We start from the raw sequence: 24,003 nt of genomic DNA, 5'->3' as shown, positions 1-24,003 counted from the left end.
ACCTCCCATGGACAACGTCCGTCCCGACGCGCTGGGGGACGTGCTGGTCCTGGGCCTGGGCCACACCGGCCAGGCCGTGGCCCGCTACCTCCTGCACCTGGCCGACGACCCTGCGACCGCGGCCCGCGTGGGCTCGGTGACCGTGGTCGGCGGCGCCAAGAGCTCCGACGGCCCCGCCGCCCGGGCGCTCCGCGCCGCCGGCGCCGCCGTGACCGTGGGGGAGGACTCCGTGGAGGGCTCCTACGACCTCTGCGTCGCCAGCCCCGGCATCTCCGAGTTCTCCGGGCTGTTCGCCGCGGGCCGCGCCGCCTCGGGCGCCGTCGTCGGCGAGCCCGAGCTCGTGTGGCGCGAGAGCCCCGAGCGCTGGATCGCCATCACCGGCACCAACGGCAAGACCACCACGACGTCGCTCGCGACCGCGCTCCTGACGGGCGCCGGCATCGACGCCGTGTCCGTGGGCAACATCGGCACCAACCTCGCCGACGCCCTCGACGCGGGCCGCCCGGAGGGCCGGTGGTACGTGGCCGAGCTCTCGAGCTTCCAGCTGGCCACCACCGAGCGCCTCCACCCGCGGGTCGCCTGCCTGCTCAACGTGACGCCCGACCACCTGGAGTGGCACCGCACCTTCGACAACTACGTCGCGGCCAAGGAGCGCGTCTTCGCCAACCTCGACCCCTCCGACCTCGCCGTGCTCGTCGTGGACGACCCGGTGTGCGCGCGGGTGGCCGACGGCCTCGAGGCCCGCGGCCTCACGGTCTGCCGCGTCTCCGTGGAGGGCGTGCCCGACTCCCCGTGCCGCGCCTACCTCGACGGGGACACCCTCGCCGTGGACCTGCCCGACGGCGCCCACCGCCTCGCGGACTTCTCCGCCATGGCGCTCGAGGGGCCCCACAACGCCGCCAACGCCCTCGTGGCGAGCGCCTGCGCGCTGTTCGCCGGGGCGCCCGACGACGCCGTGACCGCCGGGCTCCTCGCCTTCGCCCCCTTGGAGCACCGCATCGAGCCCGTCCGCACCGTGGACGGAGTGCGCTACGTCAACGACTCCAAGGCCACCAACACCGACGCCGCCGTCACGGCCGTGGGCGCCTTCGCCCCCGGCACCGTGGTGTGCCTCGTGGGCGGCCACGACAAGGGCGGCGACCTCGCCGACTTCTGCCGCGCCATGGCCGGCGCCTGCCGTGCCGTCGTCGCCTACGGCGAGGCCCGGGACCGCATGGGCGGCGCCCTCGAGGAGGCCGGCGTCCCCGTGACCTACGCGCCCCACATGGCCGAGGCCCTCGAGGCCGCCCGCGCCCTCGCCCGGCCCGGCGACGTGGTGCTGCTGTCGCCGGCGTGCTCCTCCTTCGACGAGTTCTCCGGCTACGAGGAGCGCGGCCGCGCCTTCAAGGACCTCGTCCGCGCCCTCGTGCCGGAGGGGGGCCGCCGGTGAGCCGGGCCCGCGGCGACAGGGGCACCGCCAAGGCCGCGCCCGCCAAGGCTGCCCCCGCAAAGGCCGCTTCCGCCAAGGCCGCCGGCCGCGCCCGCGGCGCGTCCGACTGGCTCTCGTCGGTGGTCGCCAAGGTCCCCGCGCGCATCATGGAGCCGCGCCTCACGCTCATCCTCGCCACGACGGCCCTGGTGGTGTTCGGCCTCGTCATGGTGTACTCCGCCTCGTCCGTCAAGGGCATCATCAACGGCGAGAGCCCCTCGTCGTACCTCGTGAAGCAGCTCTTCGGCACCGTCCTCGGCCTCGTGGCCTGCGTCGTGTGCGCCAAGGTCGACTACCACACGTGGGGGCGCCGGTGGCTGCCGTACCTCTGGGCCCTCGCCGTGCTCCTCATGGTGGTCGTGCACCTGCACGGCACCGACTCCCACGGTGCCACGCGCTGGATCTACCTGGGCCCGCTCTCCTTCCAGCCGTCGGAGTTCGCCAAGATCGTGGTGGTGGTGACGGCGGCCGCGGTCGTCGCCGACTACGTGGTTGGGCGCCGCCCCGCCACGCCCATGGCCTTCCTCGGGGAGGCCGCCTGGAAGGTCGGCCTGCCCGTGGGGCTCGTCCTGTTCCAGCCCGACAAGGGCACGACGCTCGTGCTCGGGGCCGTCATCTTCTGCCTCTGCCTCATGGCGGGGCTGCCGAGGAGGCCGCTTCTCGTCTTCGCGGCCGCCGCCGTGGCCGCCTACCTCGTCCTGTCCCTCAAGGACGACTACTCGCGCAGCCGCTTCCTCATCTTCCTCAACCCCGACTCCGACCCTACCGGGGCCGGCTACCAGGTGATCCAGAGCTTCCGCGCCTTCGGATCGGGGGGCCTCTTCGGGACGGGCATCGGCATAGGCGCCATGAAGTACTCCTACCTGCCCGAGGCCCACAACGACTTCATCCTCGCCGTCATCGGCGAGGAGTGCGGCCTCGTGGGCATGGTCCTGGTCGTCGCGCTCTTCGCCCTGATCCTGTGGTCGGGCTTCCGCATCGCGCGGAACGCCCCCGACTTCTTCGGCAGCCTCCTGGCGGCGGGGTCGAGCATGCTCATCGTCTTCACGTTCCTGCTCAACCTCTCCGGCGTCATCGGCGCCTTCCCGCTCTCGGGCAAGGCCGTGCCGTTCCTGTCCTACGGCGGCACGTCGATGATGGCGTCGCTGATCGTCGTGGGGACGATCCTCTCGGTGTCGGTGCACAGCCGCCTGCCCGAGACGGTCCACGACCGGCGGCGCCGGAGCTTCGGCGTCGTGCGCGACGGTGCTGCGGCGCCCGCGCCGACGGTCGAGGGCTCCACGGCGGGCGCCCCCACGGCGCGGTCCCTGCGCCTCGTGCACGACTCCGGCCCCCGCGGCGACGCCCCGCGGGGCGGCTCGGGGGCCGGGGGCGGCCCGGGGACCGGGGGGCGTTCGGGCGACCGCGGCGGCCGCGAGGCCTCCGGCGGGGACGGGTCCCACCCGGAGGCCCGCCGCACCCGCGACTCCAGCGGGCGCGAGCGGATCGAGCTGGGGCGGAGCGCCACCGAGCGCCTCAGGCCCGAGCGGGGGCCGGAGGTGCGCGAGCGCCGGGGCCCCTCGTCAAGGAACACCGGAAGGAGATAACCCGTGGGTGATTCGCTGAACGTGGTCATCGCCGCCGGCGGCACCGCCGGCCACATCAACCCGGCCCTCGCCCTGGCCGAGGAGCTCCGCGACCGGGGCCACCGCGTCACGTTCTTCGGCCAGACGGCCAAGCTCGAGGGGACCCTCGTGCCCGAGGCGGGCTTCGACTTCGTGCCCATCGAGGTGCGGGGCTTCGACCGCTCGCGGCCCTGGACGGCCGTCTCGGCCCTCGTGCGCACCAAGATGGCGGAGCACGACGTCGCGTCCCACTTCGCCCGCACCGGCGCCCCCGACGTCGCCGTGGGCTTCGGCGCCTACGTGGAGGTCCCCCTGCTGTCCTGGTGCGCCGCGCACGGGGTGCCGGTCATCCTCCACGAGCAGAACTCGGTGCCGGGCCTCGCCAACAAGATGCTCGCCCCCAAGGCGGCCACGGTGGCCGTGGCGCTGCCCCAGGCCGTGAGGGCGCTATCCGGCCACGCCGGGGCCGGCACCAACGTCGTGGTGGTGGGCAACCCCGTGCGCCGCTCCGTCATCGAGGGCGACGGCGCCCGCGGCCGCGCCTCCCTCGGCATCCCCGACGACGCCCGGGTGCTCCTCGTCTTCGGCGGCTCCCTCGGCGCCGCCTCCGTCAACGACGCCATGGTGGCCCTCAAGGACGAGCTCCTGTCGCGCCCCGACCTCCACGTGGTCCACTCCTGCGGCCGCGACGGCTACGAGGCCACGGCCGAGAGGCTCGCCCTCACCGACGGGGAGGCGGCCCGCTGGCACGTGGTGCCCTACATCGCGGACATGGGCGACATGCTCGCCGCCGCCGACCTCGTGGTCTCGCGCGCCGGCGCCAGCTCCATAGCCGAGATCGCGGCCCTCGCGGTGCCCTCGGTGCTCGTGCCCTACCCGCACGCCACGGCAGACCACCAGACCACCAACGCGCAGTTCCTCGTGGGGGCCAAGGCGGCGGTCCTCGTCCGCGACGACGAGCTCTCCGACCCCTCCTTCCGGGGGCTGCTCACAGGCCTCCTCGACGACCGCGCGCGCCTGGACGCCATGCGGGCGGCCGCCCGCGGCCTCGCCCAGGACCAGGCCGCCGCGCGCCTGGCGGACCAAACGGAGAAACTGGGGAAACAGGGCCGCTAGCCGGCTCAGGGGCTACAGTCTTTACCGATACGGACACAGCTGTCGCGCCCCTCCCGGGGCGCTCGAGAGGGGCATCCATGGCAGACAACGGGCTTGGCTTCGAGCGCGCCCACTTCATCGGCATCGGCGGCGCGGGCATGAGCGGCATCGCCCTCGTCCTCCACGAGCGCGGCTGCGCGGTCACCGGCTCCGACCTCAAGGAGTCCCGCTACGTGCGCGACCTGCGCGACGCCGGCATCGAGGTCGCCATCGGCCACCGGGCCGAGACGATCGACGAGCACCGCCCCGACGTCGTGGTGACCTCCACGGCCGTGCCCGAGACCAACCCCGAGGTGGTGCGCGCCAAGGAGCTCGGCATCCCCGTGTGGCCCCGCGCCAAGATGCTCTCGGCGCTGTCCCGCGGCCGCCGCACCGTGGCCGTCGCCGGCACCCACGGCAAGACCACGACGTCGTCCATGACGGCCACGATGCTGGCCAACATGGGCCTCGACCCGTCGTTCCTCATCGGCGGCATCGTGGAGGACTTCGACACCAACGGCCGCAACGGCTCCGGCGACCTCTACGTGGCCGAGGCCGACGAGTCGGACGCCTCGTTCCTGCTGCTCGACCCCGACATCGTGGTGGTCACCAACATCGAGGCCGACCACCTGGACCACTACGGCAGCCTCGAGGCCATCGAGGAGGCCTTCTCCCAGTTCATGGCCTCGGCCGGCGAGGACGGCACCGTCATCTGCTGCGGCGAGAACCCCCACGTGGTGGAGCTCGCCCGCGCCGCCGGCCCCCGCGTGGTCTCCTACGGCTTCGGCGGCCAGAACGACGTCGTCTGCACCCCGGACGCCGCCACCCGCTCCATCTCCAGCTCCATGGAGGTGGGCTTCCCCGACGGTCAGCTCGCCCACGTGACCATCAAGGGCAACCCCGGCTCCCACAACCAGCTCAACGCCACGGCGGCCCTCACCGTCGCCTGGGTGCTGGGCCTCGACGTCGCCGAGGCCGCCCGGGCCCTCTCCGAGTTCGGCGGCGTGCGGCGCCGCTTCACCCACGTGGGCGACGTCGCCGGCGTCACCGTGGTGGACGACTACGGCCACCACCCCACCGAGGTGGCCGCCACCCTCGCCGCGGCCTCCGGGCTCGACTTCGACCGCGTGGTGGTGGCCTTCCAGCCCCACCGCTACAGCCGCACCCAGGCCCTCGCCCCGCAGTTCGCCCACGCCTTCGACGACGCCGACGCCCTGCTCGTCATGGACGTCTTCCCGGCCGGCGAGATGCCGGTGCCCGGCGTCTCCGGCAAGACCGTGGCGTCGGCCGTGGAGGCCGCCGGCTCGGTGGGCGACGTCCGCTACGTCCCCGGCCGCGCCGCCATCGCCGCCGCCATCGCCGAGGAGGTCCGCCCCGGCGACCTCCTCATCACCATGGGCGCCGGCGACGTGACCATGGTGGGCCGTGAGTTCATCGAGCTCATGAAGGAGCGCGAGTCCTAAGGGCGTCCCTCCCCCTCAAACGCACCGCCACCGCACCCCCGGGAGACCAATGAGCCTTTTCAACGCATTCATGGCGCTGTCCGGCGCCTACGACGCCGACGTCCGCCGCGACGAGCCGCTCTCCCGGCGCACGTCGCTGCGCGTGGGCGGGCCGGCCGCCCTCTCGTGCTGCGCCCACAGCTACCCGGCGCTGGCGCGGGTCCTCGACACCCTCCGGCGGGAGGGCGTGCCCACGGCCGTCCTCGGCAAGGGGTCCAACGTGCTCGTCTCCGACGACGGCTACGAGGGCTGCATCGTGAGCCTGGGCCGCGAGTTCTCCCGCATCGTGGTGGACGTCGAGCGGGGGACGGTCTCGGCGGGCGCCGGCGTGCAGCTCGCCAAGGTGGTCAACGCCGCCTACCAGAGCGGCCTCTCGGGCCTCGAGGACCTCGCGGGCATACCGGGCACCGTGGGGGGCGCCGTCGTCATGGACGCCGGCAGCCGCCACCACTGGATCGGCGCCGCCGTGAGGGCCGTCGTCTGCGCCAAGCCGGGGGAGGGGCTCGTCCGCCACGAGGGCCCCGACATCGACTGGGGTTACCGTCGGACCTCCATCCCCGCCGACGAGACCGTCCTCGAGGTGGAGCTCTCCCTCGCCCCGTCCACCAAGGCCCAGGTGGCCCGCGCCATGGACCGCCGGCTGGCCGTCCGCAAGGGGAAGGTCCCCATGGGCGTCCCCTCCACCGGCGAGGTCTTCATGGACCCGCCGGACCTCTCGGCCTCCCGGCTCCTCGCCGACGCCGGGCTCCGGGGGGCGCGGTCGGGGGGCGCGCTGGTGAGCCGGCTCGACCCCGGCTACATCGTCAACGACCGTCAGGCGCGCGCCGTGGACGTGCTCGCGCTCATGCACCACATGCAGGAGACCGTGGAGGAGGCGAAAGGTGTCAGGCTCAAACCGCAGGTCAAGTTCCTCGGCTTCCAGTCGTAGGCGCACGGACCGGCCCGCGAGGGGGCGGCGCCAGGCGCCCGCGCCCCGTCCCACCCGGCGCCTCGCGGCGGCGGGCAGCTCGCGCGAGACCAAGTCCGTCGGCCGCCTCTCGGTCGCGGGCCTCGGCCTCACCGACCACAGGCGCCGCCAGTGGCCGCCCGCGCTCAAGTGGGCCGTCGTGGCCCTCGTCGCCGTCGGCCTCGTGGTGGGCGCGCTCTTCGTGGCGAGCCTGACCCCCGTCCTCACGGTCACCTCCGTCGAGGCCGAGCCGTCCGATCACCTCACGGCCGAGAACATCACCAAGCTGGCCGCCGTGCCCGACGGCGCCACGCTCCTCAACGTCGACACCGGGGCCATCGCCGAGCGCCTGGCCAAGAACCCGTGGGTCGCCGACGTGAGCGTCCAGCGGGAGTACCCCGACCGCCTCCGCATCACGGTGACGGAGCGGGACATCCTCGCCATCGTTACCGTGAGCTCCGGCAACGTCGCGTGGTACCTGTCGTCCGACGGCACCTGGGTGGAGCCCGCCAAGCTCGCCGGCGGCTCCGGCAGCCTGGCCGACCAGGCCCTCGCCCTCGCGCGCCAGGAGGGCTGCCTGCTCATCCGCGACGTGCCGGGCACCGTGTCGCCCAAGGCCGGCGCCAAGACCACGGACGCCCCCATCCTCGGCGTCATCGACTACCAGAAGGGCTTCACCAAGGGCCTCGCCGACCAGGTGGTGTCCTACTCGGCCTCGAGCGAGGAGGCCATCTCGTGCGTGCTCGAGAGCGGCATCGAGGTGAGCCTCGGCGACCCCTCCCAGATCTCGTCCAAGGAGGCCGTCGTCAACGAGCTCATGGCCCAGCACCCCAACCAGCTCACCTACATCAACGTGCGAAACCCCGCCAAGCCGAGCTTCCGCAAGGTCTCGAGCGACTCCGTGGCCCAGGGCAGTGGCGTGCAGGCGCCGGCGGCGGACGGGGGAGGGGATGGCTCGCAGACCCAGGGGGACGGGTCCCAGACACCCTCCGACGACGCCGGAACGGGGGATGGTGACCAGGCCCCCGACGGCTCACCGTCCACGCAGAACGGTTGAAGGTGAGGTCGAGGGTTATGCTTGAGGAGGCCGTCGGCAAAGGCCCTAGCTGGTACGTTCATAGAACTGACAGACCGGTTGACGGGTCGCTCGAATTTGTGGCAATATAAGCCGCTTTAGTTGATTCGTAGAGCTTAACTTGAGCCTTAGGGTTCAGGCGGGGGAGGGCGAGCAGGCGTCCGCCTCGAAGAAGAATGACCTGCGCACCACACAGGAAGGCCGGGAGCATCCCGAGGAGGAACCATGAAGGACACCGAGACCCCCAACAACTACCTCGCCGTCATCAAGGTCGTGGGCGTGGGCGGCGGCGGCACCAACGCCGTCAACCGCATGATCGAGGAGGGCATCCGCGGCGTCGAGTTCGTCGCCGTGAACACCGACGCCCAGGCCCTCGCCCTCTCCGACGCCGACATCAAGGTGCACATCGGCACCGACCTCACCAAGGGCCTCGGCGCCGGCGCCAACCCCGAGGTGGGTATGCAGGCCGCCGAGGACTCCCGCGACGAGATCAAGGCCGCCCTCGCCGGCGCGGACATGGTCTTCATCACCGCGGGCGAGGGCGGCGGCACCGGCACCGGCGCCGCCCCCGTCGTGGCCGACATCGCCAAGAACGACATCAAGGCCCTCACCGTGGCCGTCGTCACCCGCCCCTTCACCTTCGAGGGCCGCAAGCGCGGCCAGCAGGCCGTGGACGGCGTGGACGCCCTCGCCGAGAACGTCGACACCCTCATCGTGATCCCCAACGACCGCCTGCTCGACCTCGCCGAGAAGAAGACCACCATGCTCGAGGCCTTCCGCATGGCCGACGACGTGCTGTGCCAGGGCACCCAGGGCATCACGGACCTCATCACGGTCCCCGGCCTCATCAACCTCGACTTCGCCGACGTCTGCACCATCATGCGCGGCGCCGGCACGGCCATGATGGGCATCGGCCTCGCCTCCGGCGACTCCCGCGCCGCCGACGCCGCCCAGGAGGCCATCTCCAGCCGCCTGCTCGAGAGCTCCGTGGACGGCGCCACCCGCGTCCTGCTCTCCATCTCCGGCAACAAGGACCTCGGCATCCAGGAGATCAACGACGCCGCCGAGGTCATCGCCCAGAACGTGGACGCCGACGCAAACATCATCTTCGGCACCGTGGTCGACGAGAGCCTCGGCGACCAGGTGCGCGTGACCGTCATCGCCACCGGCTTCAACGACGGCAACGTGCAGCCCCAGCTCAACATGGGCGGCTTCGGCGCCTCCGCGCCCAAGCGCGCCGCGGCCCCGGCCCCCAAGCCCGCCTCCAACAACTTCGGGGACCGCGAGTTCGACATCCCCGACTTCCTCAAGCGCGCCCGCGGCTGATGGGCGCCCCCTCCCTGGTGGAGAGGACCGTCGACGGCGTGACCCTGCTCGGCGACTTCGGTCGCCCGGGCAGGGTCACGTTCGCGTTCACGGAGCGCACCGGCGGCGTCTCCCTGCCCCCCTACGAGTCCCTCAACCTCGGCGACCACGTGGGCGACGACCCCGCCGCCGTGGCCGAGAACCGCGCCCGTGCCCTGGCGGCCCTGGGGGCCGGCGACATCGCCGGGTCCCTCGTGGTCCCCAACCAGGTGCACGGCGACCGCGTGGTGACCGTGCGCTCCGCCGACCCCGCGGCCGTGGCCGCTGCCCGCTCCGAGGCCGCCGAGGGCGCCGACGCCGTGGTGTGCCTCGCCCCCGGGGTGCCGGTGCTCCTGTGCTACGCCGACTGCGTCCCCGTGGTGCTCGCGGCCCCCGACGGGTTTGCCGTCGTCCACTCGGGCTGGAAGGGTACATACGCACGCATAGCCGCCAAGGCGCTCGGGGTGCTGTGCGAGGGCACCTCGACGTCCCCGTCCTCGGTGCGGGCCTACCTCGGCCCGCATATCGCGGGATGTGACTATGAGGTGTCGACCGAGCTGCTTAATCGGTTCGAAACCGAGTTTGGTAGCATTGTCGGGGTCGACGCCAGCCACCTCTCGCTGGCCGCGGCCATCGTGAACACGCTCGTGAGTGCAGGGATGGACCCGTGCAACATCGTGAACCCAGAGATATCGACGCCCGCCTCCACGGACCGTTTCTTCTCGTACCGCGCCGAGGGGGGCGTGTGCGGGCGGCACGGCGCGGTGGCCTGGCTCGCCCCGTGAGGCGCCTCGGCGCCCTGGCGTGCCTCGCGGCCTGCGTCCTCGCCCTCGCCGGCTGCGGCCCCTCGTCCGGGGAGGCCGGCGGCACCGTGACCGTCGCCGGCTCCACCACGGTCATGCCCATCGCCGAGATGGCGGCGGAGCGCTTCCAGGAGCTCACGGGCGACCGCGTCCTCGTGAGCGGGCTGGGGTCCTCCGCGGGCATCGAGGCCGTCATGAACGGCACGGCCGACATCGCCACCTCGAGCCGCGGCCTCACGGCCGCCGAGGAGGCCACCGGCGAGCTCGTCACCACCGTCATCGCCCGCGACGGCATCGCCGTCATCGTCAACGCCGGCAACCCGGTGGGCAACCTGACCCTCGACCAGCTCCGCGCCGTGTACGCCGGCGACGTCACCAACTGGTCCGAGCTCGGCGGCCCCGACCTCCCCATCCTCGTGGTCAACCGCGACGAGGCCTCCGGCACCCGCGAGGCCTTCAAGTCCATCGTCATGGACGGCACGCGCTTCGACCCCGCGGCGGCTGTGCTCCCCGGCACGGGCCAGGTCCGCGACGTCGTGAGCCGCACCCCGGGCGCCATCGGCTACATCTCCATCGGCTTCGTGGACTCCGCCTTCACCGCCTCCAAGGTCAAGGCGCTCTCCATCGACGGCGTCGAGCCCACCGAGGCCAACGTCGCCAGCGGCGTGTACCCCGTCTCGCGCAGCCTCTACCTCTTCACCAAGGGTGAGCCCTCCGGCGAGGCGAAGGCCTACATCGACGAGGTCCTGTCGCCCGACATGGCCCAGACCATCCGAGACGCCGGCTACATCCCGGCATCCGAGTCGGAGGGAGGCGACGCCTCGTGAGCAAGAAGGAAGAGCCCCTGCTCAAGCCCCCGCACCTGGATGACATCGACCCCAACACGGCGCCGGCGCACAGCTCCAACCTCAAGCTCGTGAGCCGCTCCACCATGATCAAGGAGCGCGCCCTCGAGGGCCTCTTCCTCGTGTGCGCCTGCGTGGCCGTCCTGGCCGTGCTGCTCATCTTCGTCTTCACGCTGTGGAAGGCGATGCCCGTCCTCTCCGACATCGGCATCCTGAGCTTCTTCGGGCTCACCTGGGCGCCCTCGGAGGGGGAGTACGGCATCATGGCCCTGCTCGCCGGCTCCGTCATCGTGACGGCCGGCGCCCTGGTCATCGGCGTGCCCCTCGCCATCGGCTGCGCCGTCTACCTCACCGAGATCGCCAACAAGCGTCTCTCGGGCATCGTGTCGACGGCCGTCGACCTCCTGGCCGGCGTCCCCTCGGTCATCTACGGCTTCTTCGGCCTCGTCATCCTGCGGCCCCTCGTCGCCGACGCCACGGGCGGCCTGGGCTTCGGGGCCCTCACGGCGTGGCTCGTGCTCGCCATCATGATCGTGCCCACCATCACGACGCTCACCATGGACGCCCTGCGCTCCATCCCCATGGGCGTGCGCGAGGCCAGCTACTCCATGGGCGCCACCAAGTGGCAGACCATCTACAAGGTGGTCCTCCCCGCGGCCAAGCTCGGCATCGTCAACGCCGTGGTGCTCGGCATGGGCCGCGCCATCGGCGAGACCATGGCCGTCCTCATGGTCGTGGGCAACGCCCCCGTGGTGCCCGAGAGCGTCTCGAGCCCCATCTCCACCCTCACGAGCCAGATCGCCCTCGATATGGGCTACTCCAGCGGCCTGCACCGCTCCGCGCTGTTCGGCATGGGCGTGGTGCTCTTCGTCATCTCCGCGGGGCTCGTGGGCCTCGTGCGCCTGGTGAGCCGTCCCCGCGAGGCCAAGGTGGACACCGAGAAGCTCGCCGAGGAGCGCCGCGAGAGGGAGGACGAGACCCGCGCCACCCAGTGGGAGCTCGCCGAGGACGTCGCCGCCCCTCCCGCCGGCCTCGCCGCCGACGTGGAGGTCCAGGAGGGCTCCCGCGCCCGCATCAAGCGGCTCCTGTCGTCCGGTGCGTCGCCCAAGGTGTCCAAGTCGGCCACCAACAGCGCCATGCTCGGCGTCTTCCGCGCCGCCGGCGCCGTCACCACGGCGGTGCTCGTGCTCATCATCCTGTTCGTGGCGGTCAACGGCCTGCCGGCGATGAGCCTCGACTTCGTGTTCGGCTGGCCCGAGGGCGTCAACGCCGAGGGCGGCATCTTCCCCACGATCGTGTCGTCGCTCTACGTGACGGCCCTGGCCATGCTCGTCTGCACGCCCATCGCCGTGCTCGCAGCCGTCTACCTGGCCGAGTACGCCAAGCAGGGCCGCCTCGTGAACTTCATCCGCTACGCGAGCGACACCCTGTCGTCGGTGCCCTCCATCGTCATGGGCCTGTTCGGCTTCGCGCTGTTCGTGGAGGCCTTCGGGTTCGGCCTGTCCATGCTCTCGGCCGCCCTGGCCCTGGCCCTGATGATGCTGCCCATCGTCATGCGCACCACCGAGGAGGCCATCCGCGCGGTGCCCCGCTACATCCGCTGGGGCGCCTACGGCCTGGGCGCCACCAAGTGGCAGGTCGTGAGCCGCGTCGTGCTCCCGAGCGCCTTCCCACGCATCGCCACCGGCATCGTGCTCGCCATCGGCCGAGCCGTGGGCGAGACCGCCGTGGTCATGTACACCATGGGCCAGGCCATCAACCTGCCCGTGACGCCGCTCGACTCCGGCCGCCCCATGACCATCCACCTGTACCTGCTCGCCAACGACGGCATCAACATGCAGGCCGCGTACGGCACGGCCCTGCTGCTCATGCTGCTCATCCTCGCGTTCAACCTCTTCGCCCGCCACCTCTCCCGCAAGAGCGCCAAGAAAGCCGGAGGCAAGTGATCCCATGACCGAGTACCGCAACGCTCCCCGCAACGACAAGACCGGCATCCATGTGGCCGACTTCGACTTCTGGTACGGGGACTTCCACGCCCTCACCGGCGTCACCATGGACATCGCCCAGAACAAGATCACGAGCTTCATCGGCCCGTCGGGCTGCGGCAAGTCCACGTTCCTGCGCTGCATCAACCGCATGAACGACCTCATCGAGGGCACGCGCACGGCCGGCACCATGGAGCTCGACGGCAGCGACATCTACGCCGCCGGGGTGGACCCCGTGGACCTCAGGCGCCGCGTGGGCATGATCTTCCAGCAGCCCAACCCGTTCCCCAAGTCCATCTACGAGAACGTGGCCTTCGGGCCGCGCCTCCAGGGCGTCACCTCCAAGGACGACCTCGACGGCATCGTGGAGGAGTCCCTCAAGCGCGCCAACCTCTGGAAAGAGGTGTCCAACCAGCTCGACAAGAACGGTCTGGCCCTCTCCGGCGGCCAGCAGCAGCGCCTCTGCATCGCCCGCGTGCTCGCCGTGCAGCCGGACGTCCTGCTCATGGACGAGCCCTGCAGCGCCATCGACCCCACCTCCGTGCAGAAGGTCGAGGACCTCATGTACGAGCTGGCGCCCGAGATGACCATCATCATCGTCACCCACAACATGCAGCAGGCCGCGCGCATCTCCGACTACATGGCGTTCTTCCTCCAGGAGCACGCCGGCGAGCCCGCCACGCTCATCGAGTACGGCGTCACGAGCGAGATCTTCTCCTCGCCCAAGGACCAGCGCACAGAGGACTACATCACCGGCCGGTTCGGCTGATCGGCCAGCCCCGCACGCCCTGAGAGAAAGGAGCCCCATGAGGGAGCAATTCGACCGCCAGCTGGCGCGCCTGCGCCAGGAGCTCGTGTCCATCTACGCGGAGACCGACCTCCAGCTCCACGACGCCGTGGACTCCCTGGTCCAGGGCGACAAGGCCAAGGCCCGGGCCGTCAAGAAGGCCACGCGCGCCATCGACCTGCGCTGCAACGAGCTCGAGGACCGCGCCTACAACCTGATCGTCCTGCAGAACCCCGTGGCCAGCGACCTGCGCCTCCTGCAGTTCGTCATCTACTGCAACTTCAACCTCGCGCGCATGAGCAACCACGTGCGCAACATCGCCAAGACCACCAAGCGCTGCGCCGGCCACGACGTGCCCGGCCAGCTCCTCGACCTCCTCGCCAGCGAGGCGCACCTCGTCTACCGCGTGCTCGGCGCCACGGTCCAGGCCATCGTCGACAACGACATCGCCGAGGCCGCCGAGCTCCCCGAGCTCGACCGCCCCGTGGACGACCTCTACAAGAGCTTCTACAGCTCGTTCTCGCGCCTCGGGCCCGACGACGACATCGACGCCGCCAGCCGCGTGATCATGGCCGCCCGCATGCTCGAGCGCATCTCCGACAACTCCGTCGAGGTGGGGGAGCGCCTGGTGTTCCTGCTCACGGGCAACCACGAGGCCCTCACCACCCTCGCCGACATGGACGAGGAGGAGATCGAGGACCTCTACGTGGGCCAGAACGCGTCCTTCTCCCTCGGCGCCGAGAAGATCGAGCGCCTGGCCAACCAGATCCCCGAGATCGAGGTGGGCGCCGACTCCGACCCCATCGTGGACGACGAGACCATCGCCGGGAACATGAGCCAGGCCCTCGAGATGGCCGCCCGCGCCGCCGCTCAGGCCAAGGCCGAGAAGGCCGCCAAGAAGGCCCAGAAGGCCGGCGCGCAGAAGGAGGCGCCCAAGGACGGTGCGAAGGGTGCCCAGAAGGGGGGCGATCCCCGATGAGCCCGGTGGAGGACCAGGGGGCCTACCGCGCGTTCCTCGCCCGGCGCCGCGCCGAGATCGAGGCGCGCATCGCCGCCGCCTGCGAGCGCGTGGGGCGCGACGCCTCAGATGTCCGGGTCTTCGCCGTCTCCAAGACGGTGGGGCCGGAGGAGGTCGTCTCGGCCATGGCCGCCGGCTACACCTGCTTCGCCGAGAACCGTCCCCAGGAGCTCGTGCGCAAGCTCGCTGCCCTCGAGGCCGCGGGCGTCGACGTGCCCCGCTTCGACATGATCGGCAACCTCCAGAAGAACAAGGTCAACGCGGTGCTCGGCCGCGCCACGGTCATCCAGTCGGTCTCCTCGGCGCACCTGGCCGAGGCCGTGAGCCGCCGCGCCGCCGAGCGCGGCATCGTGGCCCGGGTCCTTCTCGAGGTCAACGTGTCCGGCGAGGAGACCAAGGGCGGCTTCGCCCCCGCCGAGCTGGCCCAATGGGCCGAGCACATCGCCGACCTCCCCGGCATCCAGCCCGAGGGCCTCATGACCATGGCGCCCGCCCACGAGCCGGTCGAGGACCGCGAGACATTCAGGGGACTCCGGGAGCTTCGTGATAGTCTGGAGACCGAGACGGGCCTCGTGCTGCCGGTGCTCTCCTGCGGCATGAGCGACGACTTCGAGATCGCGGTGGAGGAGGGCTCGACCCTCGTGCGCCTCGGCCGCATCGTCTTCGACCCCGACTACACCCCCGCCGCCGGCGACCCGGCGGCCAAACGCGACTGAAACGAGACCAAGGAGGGTCTGCCGTGAGCTTCCTCGACAACATCCGCGACCGCCTCATGGGCGAGTCGGGCCAGGGCTACGACGACTACGACCGCGGCTACGACGACTACGACGACCAGTGGGGCGACGAGCACCAGACCAGCGGCGTCCTCGGCAACACGTCCCGGCCCGAGGCCGAGTCGGTCTCGGTCTACACGAGGAGCGGGCGCCCCGTGGAGGAGGGCGTCTCCTCGCCGTCCGCCGGCGGGTTCAGCACCTCGCAGCGCATGGGCGACGAGCGCTGGGGCGCCGGCAGCACCCACCGCACCGCGGGCGACTACGCGCCCTCGGCCACGAGCGTGCTCGGCAACTCCCACACCCCCACGCCGGGTGACGTGGGCCTCACGCCCGTCCCCCGCGTGAGCTCCGGCAAGCTCCCGCCCTACGTGCTCAAGCCCACGAGCTACGACGACGTCCAGCTCGTCATCCGCCGCGTGCGCACCAACCAGCCCGTGGTCATCTCGTTCAGGAACACCCAGATCGAGATCGCCAAGCGCATCCTCGACTTCTGCTTCGGCCTCTCCTGCGGCGTCGACGGCGCCGTGGAGGAGATCGACGACCGCGTGTTCGTCGTCCTGCCCAACGGCATCGAGCTCTCCACGGCCGACCTGGAGAAGCTCGCCGCCGACCGCGTGATCGGCGGTAGGTAGCGTGCGCGCCTCGGAGGCCTCGGTCTGCATCGTCGGCGGCGGGGCCATGGGCGGCGCCATCGCCCGCGGGCTCGTGGCGTCGGGCACCTGCCCGGCCTCCCACGTGACGGTGTGCGACCACAACCAACCCAAGCTCGAGGCCCTCGCCTCCGACTGCGGCGTGTCCACCGCCAGGGATGCGGCCCGCGCCCTCGCCGCGTCGCCCGACGTGGTGGTCGTGGCCGTGAAGCCGCAGGTCCTCTCCTCGCTCCTCGAGGAGGTGGGGCCCGCCGTGGCGGACTCCCTCGCCGTCTCCATCGCCGCCGGCACGCCCCTGGGCTCCATCGAGGAGCAGCTGGGGGAGGGGGCCCGCATCGTCCGCGTCATGCCCAACCTCCCCGTGGCCGTCCGTCGCGGCGCCTCCGCCGTGGCCCGGGGCCTCTGGGCCACCGACGACGACGTCGCGCTCGTGTGCGAGCTCTTCGGCGCCCTTGGCTCCGTCGCCGTCATGCGCGAGGACCAGCTCGACGCCGAGGGTGCCGTCATCGGCTGCGCGCCGGCGTACTTCGCCCTCATGGTCGACGCCCTCACCCGCGCCGGCGTGGACGCCGGCCTCCCCGCCGCGGCCGCCCGCGACCTCGCCTGCACCACCATGGGGGGCGTGAGCGAGATGCTCTCGGACTCCGGCGAGCACCCCCGCGCCTACATGGAGAAGGTGACCTCCCCCGGAGGCACCACCGCGGCGGCCCTCCGCGTGCTCGAGCCGGCCCTCGTGGAGGGCTGCTACGGCGCCGTGGACGCGGCCCTCGAGCGCACCCGTGCCCTCTCCCGGAAAGGCTGAACCCATGCTCCCACTCGCCCGCGCGGTGAGCACCCTGTTCGAGATCTACGAGTTCATCATCCTCGCCTGGTGCATCCTCAGCTGGATCCCCCGCACCCCTGGCGGCTTCGTGGACGACCTCTCCCAGGTGCTCTCCCGCCTCGTCATGCCCTATCTCGGCGTCTTCCGACGCATCATCCCCTCGTTCGGGGGCATCGACTTCTCGCCGGTGGTGGCCATCCTGGCCCTCTCCATCCTGCAGCCCCTCGTCGTGAGGCTCATCCTCATGCTGTAGCGCCGCGGCCACCCGCCTGCATTTCTCGTGGTGGGCGCGGCGCGGCGCCTCCGTGCGCTAAACTTTTCCCTGTTCGTGCAATTGCACCAGGCCATCCTTTAGTGAAGGGACCGAGAATGGCGATCACACCAGCGGACATCGAGCAGCTCACGTTCAGCGCGTCCAAGCAGGGTTACGACACCGAGGAGGTCGACGCCTTCCTCGAGGAGCTCGCCGGCGAGGTCGACGCCATGCTCCAGAAGATCATGGACCTCAAGAGCCGCCTCACGGCTTCCGAGCAGGCCCTCGACGCAGCGCGCGCCCAGGTCGCCCAGCTCGAGGCGCAGGGCTCCTCCTCGGAGATCGTGTCGGTGCAGGCCTCCAACGCCACCATCGCCTCCGAGCGCCAGATCTCCCAGGCCCTCATCGCCGCCCAGCAGACGGCCGACCGCATGGTGGCCGACGCCCGCGACAGCGCCGACAAGATCAAGAACGACGCCGACCAGAAGGCCCGCGAGGTCATCCGCCAGGCCCTCGCCGAGAAGCAGAACGAGCTCGACGAGATCGACCGCCTCAAGGCGTCCCGCGAGGACTTCCGCACCCAGTACAAGCAGCTCCTCCAGCACTTCATGGACGACGCAGAGTCGGTCTTCCCCGACCAGATCCTGTCCTCCACCTCGGGCTCCGCGCCCCGCTACGACATGCCCAAGGTGACCGAGACCGTCGACGCCAGCGCCACGGTCTACGTCCCCGCCTCCGACGGCGCGCTCGACGACCTCGACTAGCCCCGTCGCGACACGACGGTTCCGTGGACGGCCGGCCCCCCGTGCGGGGACCGGCCGTCCCCTCATTCGCGGGCCCCTTCCGTCCGTTCGCAGACAATTCAGATTACGTCCATAAACCGGAAGGTCTTCTCCTGAAGAATGGGGGCACCACCGGACGCAGATCCGGCAGCCCACGATCCCAGGGAGGCCGCCATGGCATGGACACCCATCAACGACGACTACGCCGTCAACGACGAGACCGCTACCGTCATATGCCGCGCCATGCGCACCACGGGCTTCTCCGACGACAGCTACCACGTGTGCGACGACCCGCTGACCCGCGCCACCAACCGCGGCGTGAGCTATGCGACCTTCGACGACCGCGTCGCGGCGGGGGAGCGCGGCGGTGTGCGCAGGGTCTCGTTCCCCATGGGCATGAGCTACGAGGACGTGGTGGACACCATCCGCGTGTACGGCCGCATCCGCTGACGCCCCAGACCGACGGTCCTTCCCTCCGCGCGGCCCGCGACGCCCACCCCGTCGCGGGCCGCCCTCCCATGGCGCCCCGTGGCCCTGAGGCCACGGAACGGGTATCGTCTTGGGCTGCCGACCGTCTGCGGAGAGGAGTGGGGCCCATGAGCTGGAGCCAGCCCGTAGAGACCTATCTGGAGGACCTCGGGGCGCCCACGCCGGCCCCCGGCGGCGGTGCCTCGAGCGCCCTGGCCGGCGCCGTGGGGGCCGCCCAGCTCCAGATGGTCGTCGCCCTCACCCGCGCCAACCCGCGCTACGCCGGGGTGGCGGGGCGCATGGCCGAGCTGGAGGCCGCTCTCGAGGCCGACCGCGGGCGGTTCCTCGCCCTCGCCGACGAGGACGCCGAGGCCTACGGGCGCGTGGCCCGGGCCCTCAAGCTGCCCCGCGCCACGGACGCCGAGCGCACGGCCCGCTCCGAGGAGCTCGCCGCGGCCCTCCTCGGCGCCACGGGCGCCCCTTTCGCCATCATGGACCTCGCCATCGCGTGCCTCTCCCTCTGCGACGAGGTGGCCCGCACCGGCACGTCCATGGCCGCCTCCGACGTCACCGTGGCCGCCGCCCTCCTGCGCGCGGCCGTGGACGGCTCGGTGGCCACCGTGCTCGCCAACACCCGCTGGATGGCCGACCGCGCCCTCGCGGACGGGCTCGTGGCCCGGGCCGACGCCAGCCGCGGCGAGGGCGAGCGCCTCGCCGCCTCCGCCATCCGCCGAGCCGAGGAGGACCTCCGATGAACCGAGAGCTCAGGGGCGCGCCCGTGGCCGCCTCCATCCGCGACGCCTGCCTCGCGAGGGTCGCGGCCCTCGCCGACCGCGGCGTCACCCCGCGGCTGGCCATCGTCTCCGTGGGCGACGACCCCGGCAGCCGCTGGTACCGCGCCGCCGCGGCCCGGCGCCTCGAGGGCTGCGGGTGCGAGGCCGACGTCGTGGCGTTGGACGCCGACGTGACCCAGGGGGCGCTCGAGCGCCTCGTGGCGGACCTCTCGGCCGACCCCGCCGTCCACGGCATCCTCGTGCTGCGGCCGCTGCCCGCCCACATCGACGAGGCGGCCGTCGCCGCGCTCGTGGCGCCCGCCAAGGACGTCGACGGCATGGCCCCGGCGAGCGTCGCCGGCCTCGCCGCGGGCGACCCGGCGGCCTTCGCCCCCTGCACGGCGGCTGCGGTGATGCGCCTCCTCGACCACTACGGCTTCGAGTGCCGCGGCGCCGCGGCCACGGTGGTGGGGCGCTCGTCCACGGTGGGCCGCCCCGTGTCCCAGCTGCTGCTGGCCCGCGACGCCACGGTGACCGTGTGCCACTCGCGCACCGCCGACCTCGCTGCCGCCTGCCGCACCGCCGACCTCGTGGTCACCTGCCAGGGGCGCCCCCGCTCCGTCACGGCGGACATGGTGGCCCGCGGGGCCTGGGTCGTGGACGTGGGCACGAGCGAGGACGAGGACGGCTCCATGGCGGGCGACGTCGACTGGGGGCCCGTCTCGGCCAAGGCCGACGCCGCCACCCCGGTGCCGGGCGGCGTGGGGTCGGTCACCACGGCCGTGCTGGCCGAGCACACGGTGACGGCCGCCGAGCGCGCCGCCGCGCGGGGCCGCTCCGCCTCCCCGTACCGCGACGACCCGGTGGTCTCGCAGCTCTTCGACCGCAGGTCGGTGCGCGCCTTCACCGACGACCCGGTGGGCCCCGAGCTCCGCGAGGCCGTGCTCGAGGCCGCCTGCCAGGCGCCCACGGCGGGGAACCAGCAGCTCTACTCCATCGTCCAGGTGGACGACCTGGAGGCGAGGGCGCGCCTCGCCGTGCTCTGCGACGACCAGCCGTTCATCGCCCGGGCCCCCTGGGTGCTCGTGTTCCTGGCCGACTGCCGCATCTGGCCCGCCCTCTACGCCGAGGCCGGCGTCGAGGGGTTCCGGGCGCCCGGGGTGGGCGACCTCATGCTCGCCGTCTCGGACGCCGTCATCTGCGCCCAGAACGCCGTCGTGGCGGCGCACGCCCTGGGGCTCGGCTCCTGCTACATCGGCGACGTCATGGAGCGAAAGGAGGAGGTCTCCGAGCTCCTGGGCCTGCCGCCCCACGTCTTCCCGGCGGCCATGCTCGTGCTCGGCTTCCCGACGGCCCAGCAGGCCGCACGCCCCAAGCCGGGGAGGGCCCCGCTCGCGGCCAAGGTCATGGAGGACCGCTACCGCACGCTCGAGGGCGACAGGCTCCGCTCCCTCGTGGCGGACCGCGTGGGCGCCAAGGGGTTCGACGAGTGGGTCCGCGCCTTCTGCGCCCGCAAGCACGACTCGGCCTTCTCCCGCGAGATGACCCGGAGCGTGGCGGCCTACCTCGACGGGTTCGACCGCACGGGCGAGGCGTCCGTCTGACATACGGCTCGGAACCCGGTCCCGGGGCACCTTGGAGCGTCTATACTTCCAAAGGACTGTGCACGTCCCCGGGGGTGCAGGCCCCGGTACAAACCATCCCAGGAGAGGGAGGTACACACCCCATGAAGGGAATCGTCCTCGCAGGCGGCCATGGGAAGCGCATGTATCCCATCACCCGCGCCACGTCCAAGCAGCTCCTTCCGGTCTACGACAAGCCGCTGATCTACTACTCGCTGTCCGTGCTCCTCGAGGCCGGCATCCGCGACATCCTGGTCATCTCCAAGCCCGAGCACCTCGGCTCCTTCCAGGAGCTCCTGGGCGACGGCTCCCAGCTCGGCATCAACATCGTCTACCGCCCCCAGCCCACCCGCGGCGGCATCGCCGAGGCCTTCGTCATCGGCCGCGACTTCATCGGCGACGACGACGTGGCCCTCGTGCTCGGCGACAACGTGTTCCACGGCTCCGGCTTCGGCGACAAGCTCAAGACGGCCCAGAAGAACGCCGCCGACGGCCAGGCCACGATCTTCGGCTACCGCGTCGACGACCCGCAGCACTTCGGCGTCGTGGAGTTCGACGACGACGGCAACGCGGTCTCCCTCGAGGAGAAGCCCCTCGAGCCCCGCTCCAACTACGTCGTGACCGGCCTCTACTTCTATCCCTCCGACGTCTGCGACTACGCGTCCCGCCTCCAACCCTCCACCCGCGGCGAGCTCGAGATCACGGACCTCAACCGCATGTACCTCGACGACAAGCGCCTCAAGGTGCAGCAGCTCGGCCGCGGCTTCGCCTGGTTCGACACCGGCACCATCGACCGCCTCTTCTCCGTGGGCGAGTACATCCGCTCCGTCCAGGAGGCCACGGGCGTCAAGGTGGCCGCCCTCGAGGAGATCGCCTACGACGCCGGCTGGATCCGTCGCGCCCAGCTCCTCAAGCTCGCCGACGGCCTCAAGAAGACCGAGTACGGCCACTACCTCGAGAAGATCGCCCTCTCCACGCGCCGCTAGGCCGTACGGGAGGACCGTGGCAAAGGACGGGCCCGCACCCCCTGGGGAGCGGGCCCGTTCCCTTGCCAGGGCGTCCTGTCCTCGGGCGCCGTGCCGGGCGGTGTCAGTCGGTGGGGAAGGCCTTGACCTCGGTGCCGGGGAAGAGCGGCGCCTCCCCGCTCTCCACCGCATAGGGGGAGAGGGCGTCGACGACGAGGCGGCAGCGCTCCGGCAGGATGCGGGCCGTGAACGACGAGACCTCGTGGTCGAGGGGGTCGCCGTCTATCTGCATGGGGATGGGCCGGCTCGACGATATGGTGGCCTCCCTGGCCCTGAACCGCTCGATGGACGGGCGCCCCAGGTTGGTGCCGTGGCGGTCGATGAGGCCCAGGAACAGCGGCTTCAGGAGCCCCACGGCGTCGGGGGACTCCAGGACGATGATGTCGAGGAGGCCGTCGTCGAGGCGGGAGTCGGGCACGATCTCGAGGTCTCCCTGGAGCATGGCGCTGTTGGCGGCGATGCAGGCGATGCCCTCGCGCACGAAGGTCTCGCCGTCGGCCTCCACGGTGAAGGTGACCAGCGGCGGGTTGGGGTTGCCCACGGCGGCCATGAGGTAGGCAGCCTGGCCCATGGCCTTCTTGTTGGGGACGGCGGCGCGCATGAGCTCGGCGTCGAACCCGGTGCCGCTCATGAGGGTGAAGCCCGCGCGGCGCTCGCGCCCCTCGGGGTCCCTCCAGCCCACCTCGCCGAGGTCGCACTCCATGGTCCGGCCGATGCGGCATGCGCGGGCGAGGGCGGCCGGCTCCGGGGAGTTGCCGAGGCTGGCGAAGAACAGGTTGGCCGTCCCCGAGGGGAAGACGCAGACGCTCGCCCGGTGGCGGCGCAGGGCGTAGAGGAGCGACGCCACGGTGCCGTCGCCGCCCGACACCACCACGAGATCGAAGTCGTCGGCGTCCGCCACGGCCTCGTCGGCGTCCCAGTCGGCCGCGAGCGAGCGGAACTCGCAGCGGTCGCCCGCGTGGAGGAGGTTCCGCTCGAACAGGTACACGGCGTCCGACCCGAACCCCGACGCCCCGTTGTGCACTATCAGGGTCCTCATGGGTCCCCCTCCCGCCGTGGGGCCGCACTCGCCGCGGCCTCGCCTGTCGGTCTAGTATAGGGGTCGGCCCCGGCCCGGGGCCGTGCAGCCAGCCCACGCCCCGCCGGTCCCTGTGCGGGACCGGTCAGAAGGAACCCCATTGTTCATAGACAGCGCCGCCGAGCTCGCCGCGTTCTGCGGGAGAGCCGCATCCTCGCCCATGCTCGCCCTCGACACCGAGTTCCTGCGGGAGCGCACCTTCCGCCCGCAGCCCTGCGTCCTCCAGGTGGGCACCCACGACGAGCAGGCGGCCGTGGACGTCATCGCGCTCACGGGCGAGGCGCTCGCGCCCCTACGCGACCTCCTGTTCGACCGCGCCCGGGTCAAGGTGCTGCACGCCTGCGGCCAAGACCTCGAGATCTTCCAGATCCTGTTCGGCGACATCCCCGAGCCGGTCTTCGACACCCAGGTGGCGGCCGCGTTCGTGGGGCACCGCCTGCAGATGGGCTACGGCGCCCTCGTGGAGGCCGTGTGCGGCGTGCACCTGCCCAAGACCGAGAGCCTGACCGACTGGACCCGGCGCCCCCTGGACCCGGAGCAGGTTTCCTACGCCGAGGACGACGTGCGCTACCTGCCCGCCGTCTACGACGGCCTCGTGGCCGAGCTCGTGCGCCTCGACCGCCTCACCTGGGTTCTCCCCGAGATGGAGGCCCTCGTCGCCAAGGCGCGCTGCGCCACCGACCCCGAGGACGCCTTCCGCCACGTGAAGCGCGTGGGCACCCTGAACGGCCGCCAGCTGGCCGTCTGCCGGGAGGTGGCCGCCTGGCGCGAGCGCAAGGCGGCCCAGCGCGACGTGCCGCGCAAGTGGCTGCTCTCCGACGAGGTCGTCATCGAGGTGTCCAAGCGCATGCCCCGCACCCAGGAGCGCCTGCGCCGCGTGAGGGGCACGGCCCAGCTCAAGGAGAAGGACGGCGACGCCATCGTCCTGGCCGTGCGCCGCGGCCTGGCGTGCCCGCAGGACCGGTGCCCCCGCGTCGTGCACCGCGCCCGGCCCACCCAGGAGTCCGAGAGCGTGGTCGACCTCATGAACGCCCTGGTCCGCCTCGTGGCAGAGCGGGAGTCCATCGCGCCGCAGCTCCTCTCCGGGCGAGACGACCTGATGGCGTTCCTCGACGACCCGGCGTCCTCGAGGCTGGGGGAGGGGTGGCGCCGCGACCTCATGGGCGGCCTCCTGTCCGACCTCCTCGCGGGCCGCGCCGGCCTCACCGTGAAGGACGGCCGCGTGGAGCTCCTCTGACCCTTTGC

Annotated in this window: 23 protein-coding genes; 22 read left to right on the top strand and 1 reads right to left on the bottom strand. The window is 72.0% G+C overall.

The annotated features are described in order from the left end of the window. The first annotated feature begins 7 nt into the window (after window positions 1-7). The 21 genes from murD to rfbA all read left to right on the top strand — a co-directional run bounded on the left by murD (window position 8) and on the right by rfbA (window position 21,641). Window positions 8-1,429 (top strand): UDP-N-acetylmuramoyl-L-alanine--D-glutamate ligase, encoded by a 1,422-nt coding sequence (murD, locus tag NFR49_RS02975; protein WP_251158183.1) that lies wholly within the window; start codon window positions 8-10, stop codon window positions 1,427-1,429. Continuing rightward, window positions 1,426-3,054 (top strand): FtsW/RodA/SpoVE family cell cycle protein, encoded by a 1,629-nt coding sequence (locus NFR49_RS02970; RefSeq protein WP_251158182.1) that lies wholly within the window; start codon window positions 1,426-1,428, stop codon window positions 3,052-3,054. Before murD ends, NFR49_RS02970 begins: the two co-directional genes overlap by 4 nt. 3 nt (window positions 3,055-3,057) lie before the next feature. After that, on the top strand, window positions 3,058-4,188 hold the full coding sequence (locus tag NFR49_RS02965; protein WP_251158181.1) for a UDP-N-acetylglucosamine--N-acetylmuramyl-(pentapeptide) pyrophosphoryl-undecaprenol N-acetylglucosamine transferase: 1,131 nt from the start codon (window positions 3,058-3,060) through the stop codon (window positions 4,186-4,188). A gap of 77 nt (window positions 4,189-4,265) precedes the next feature. Next, window positions 4,266-5,669, top strand: a complete 1,404-nt coding sequence (gene murC, locus NFR49_RS02960; RefSeq protein ID WP_251158180.1) for a UDP-N-acetylmuramate--L-alanine ligase — start codon at window positions 4,266-4,268, stop codon at window positions 5,667-5,669. 49 nt (window positions 5,670-5,718) lie between these two features. Further along, complete coding sequence (gene murB / locus NFR49_RS02955) at window positions 5,719-6,636, top strand: UDP-N-acetylmuramate dehydrogenase (protein ID WP_251158179.1); 918 nt, start codon at window positions 5,719-5,721, stop codon at window positions 6,634-6,636. After that, window positions 6,590-7,711 (top strand): cell division protein FtsQ/DivIB, encoded by a 1,122-nt coding sequence (locus tag NFR49_RS02950; RefSeq protein WP_251158178.1) that lies wholly within the window; start codon window positions 6,590-6,592, stop codon window positions 7,709-7,711. The genes murB and NFR49_RS02950 overlap by 47 nt, the downstream gene beginning before the upstream one ends. A 243-nt stretch (window positions 7,712-7,954) precedes the next feature. Continuing rightward, entirely contained in the window at window positions 7,955-9,055 is a 1,101-nt protein-coding gene (gene ftsZ, locus NFR49_RS02945) for a cell division protein FtsZ (RefSeq protein ID WP_204407102.1), read from the top strand. 17 nt (window positions 9,056-9,072) lie between these two features. After that, entirely contained in the window at window positions 9,073-9,858 is a 786-nt protein-coding gene (locus tag NFR49_RS02940) for a purine nucleoside phosphorylase YfiH/LACC1 family protein (RefSeq protein WP_338032515.1), read from the top strand. Then, the gene (locus NFR49_RS02935; RefSeq protein ID WP_251158176.1) at window positions 9,819-10,703 is read left to right on the top strand and encodes a phosphate ABC transporter substrate-binding protein; all 885 of its coding nucleotides are present in this window, start codon (window positions 9,819-9,821) and stop codon (window positions 10,701-10,703) included. The genes NFR49_RS02940 and NFR49_RS02935 overlap by 40 nt, the downstream gene beginning before the upstream one ends. Continuing rightward, window positions 10,700-12,667 carry a phosphate ABC transporter permease PstA gene (gene pstA / locus NFR49_RS02930; protein WP_251158175.1) on the top strand — a complete coding sequence of 656 codons (1,968 nt, stop codon included), beginning with the start codon at window positions 10,700-10,702 and terminating at the stop codon, window positions 12,665-12,667. The genes NFR49_RS02935 and pstA overlap by 4 nt, the downstream gene beginning before the upstream one ends. A 4-nt stretch (window positions 12,668-12,671) precedes the next feature. Then, window positions 12,672-13,475, top strand: coding sequence for a phosphate ABC transporter ATP-binding protein PstB (gene pstB, locus NFR49_RS02925; protein WP_251158174.1), 804 nt, complete (start codon window positions 12,672-12,674; stop codon window positions 13,473-13,475). A gap of 37 nt (window positions 13,476-13,512) precedes the next feature. Beyond that, window positions 13,513-14,472, top strand: a complete 960-nt coding sequence (locus NFR49_RS02920; protein WP_251158173.1) for a phosphate signaling complex PhoU family protein — start codon at window positions 13,513-13,515, stop codon at window positions 14,470-14,472. Next, window positions 14,469-15,227: a YggS family pyridoxal phosphate-dependent enzyme gene (locus NFR49_RS02915; protein ID WP_251158172.1), complete on the top strand. Its 759-nt coding sequence runs from the start codon at window positions 14,469-14,471 to the stop codon at window positions 15,225-15,227. The genes NFR49_RS02920 and NFR49_RS02915 overlap by 4 nt, the downstream gene beginning before the upstream one ends. Before the next feature lie 23 nt (window positions 15,228-15,250). Next, window positions 15,251-15,916 carry a cell division protein SepF gene (locus NFR49_RS02910; RefSeq protein WP_251158171.1) on the top strand — a complete coding sequence of 222 codons (666 nt, stop codon included), beginning with the start codon at window positions 15,251-15,253 and terminating at the stop codon, window positions 15,914-15,916. A 1-nt stretch (window position 15,917) separates the two neighbouring features. Then, window positions 15,918-16,736, top strand: coding sequence for a pyrroline-5-carboxylate reductase (gene proC, locus NFR49_RS02905; protein ID WP_251158170.1), 819 nt, complete (start codon window positions 15,918-15,920; stop codon window positions 16,734-16,736). 4 nt (window positions 16,737-16,740) lie between these two features. Continuing rightward, window positions 16,741-17,010: a YggT family protein gene (locus NFR49_RS02900; RefSeq protein WP_251158169.1), complete on the top strand. Its 270-nt coding sequence runs from the start codon at window positions 16,741-16,743 to the stop codon at window positions 17,008-17,010. Between the two features lie 116 nt (window positions 17,011-17,126). Further along, window positions 17,127-17,774: a DivIVA domain-containing protein gene (locus tag NFR49_RS02895; RefSeq protein ID WP_251158168.1), complete on the top strand. Its 648-nt coding sequence runs from the start codon at window positions 17,127-17,129 to the stop codon at window positions 17,772-17,774. A 192-nt stretch (window positions 17,775-17,966) separates the two neighbouring features. Beyond that, entirely contained in the window at window positions 17,967-18,242 is a 276-nt protein-coding gene (locus NFR49_RS02890) for a hypothetical protein (protein WP_251158167.1), read from the top strand. 146 nt (window positions 18,243-18,388) lie between these two features. Continuing rightward, window positions 18,389-19,015 (top strand): cyclodeaminase/cyclohydrolase family protein, encoded by a 627-nt coding sequence (locus NFR49_RS02885; RefSeq protein ID WP_251158166.1) that lies wholly within the window; start codon window positions 18,389-18,391, stop codon window positions 19,013-19,015. Next, window positions 19,012-20,637, top strand: a complete 1,626-nt coding sequence (locus tag NFR49_RS02880) for a tetrahydrofolate dehydrogenase/cyclohydrolase catalytic domain-containing protein (RefSeq protein WP_251158165.1) — start codon at window positions 19,012-19,014, stop codon at window positions 20,635-20,637. The genes NFR49_RS02885 and NFR49_RS02880 overlap by 4 nt, the downstream gene beginning before the upstream one ends. A gap of 122 nt (window positions 20,638-20,759) precedes the next feature. Further along, window positions 20,760-21,641, top strand: a complete 882-nt coding sequence (rfbA, locus tag NFR49_RS02875; RefSeq protein ID WP_135977236.1) for a glucose-1-phosphate thymidylyltransferase RfbA — start codon at window positions 20,760-20,762, stop codon at window positions 21,639-21,641. A gap of 103 nt (window positions 21,642-21,744) precedes the next feature. On the opposite strand, the gene NFR49_RS02870 is transcribed toward rfbA, so the two are convergent. Continuing rightward, window positions 21,745-22,719, bottom strand: a complete 975-nt coding sequence (locus NFR49_RS02870; protein WP_251158164.1) for a diacylglycerol/lipid kinase family protein — start codon at window positions 22,717-22,719, stop codon at window positions 21,745-21,747. A gap of 139 nt (window positions 22,720-22,858) precedes the next feature. Between NFR49_RS02870 and rnd the strand changes: the two genes are divergently transcribed. Beyond that, window positions 22,859-23,995 carry a ribonuclease D gene (rnd, locus tag NFR49_RS02865; protein ID WP_251158163.1) on the top strand — a complete coding sequence of 379 codons (1,137 nt, stop codon included), beginning with the start codon at window positions 22,859-22,861 and terminating at the stop codon, window positions 23,993-23,995. Window positions 23,996-24,003 lie beyond the last annotated feature (8 nt).

The organism is Caniella muris (assembly GCF_943193035.1).
In the GTDB taxonomy this organism is placed as follows: Bacteria; Actinomycetota; Coriobacteriia; order Coriobacteriales; family Atopobiaceae; genus Granulimonas; species Granulimonas faecalis.
Note: the sequence above shows the minus strand (reverse complement) of the source record. Positions and strands in the feature narration are given on the sequence as shown.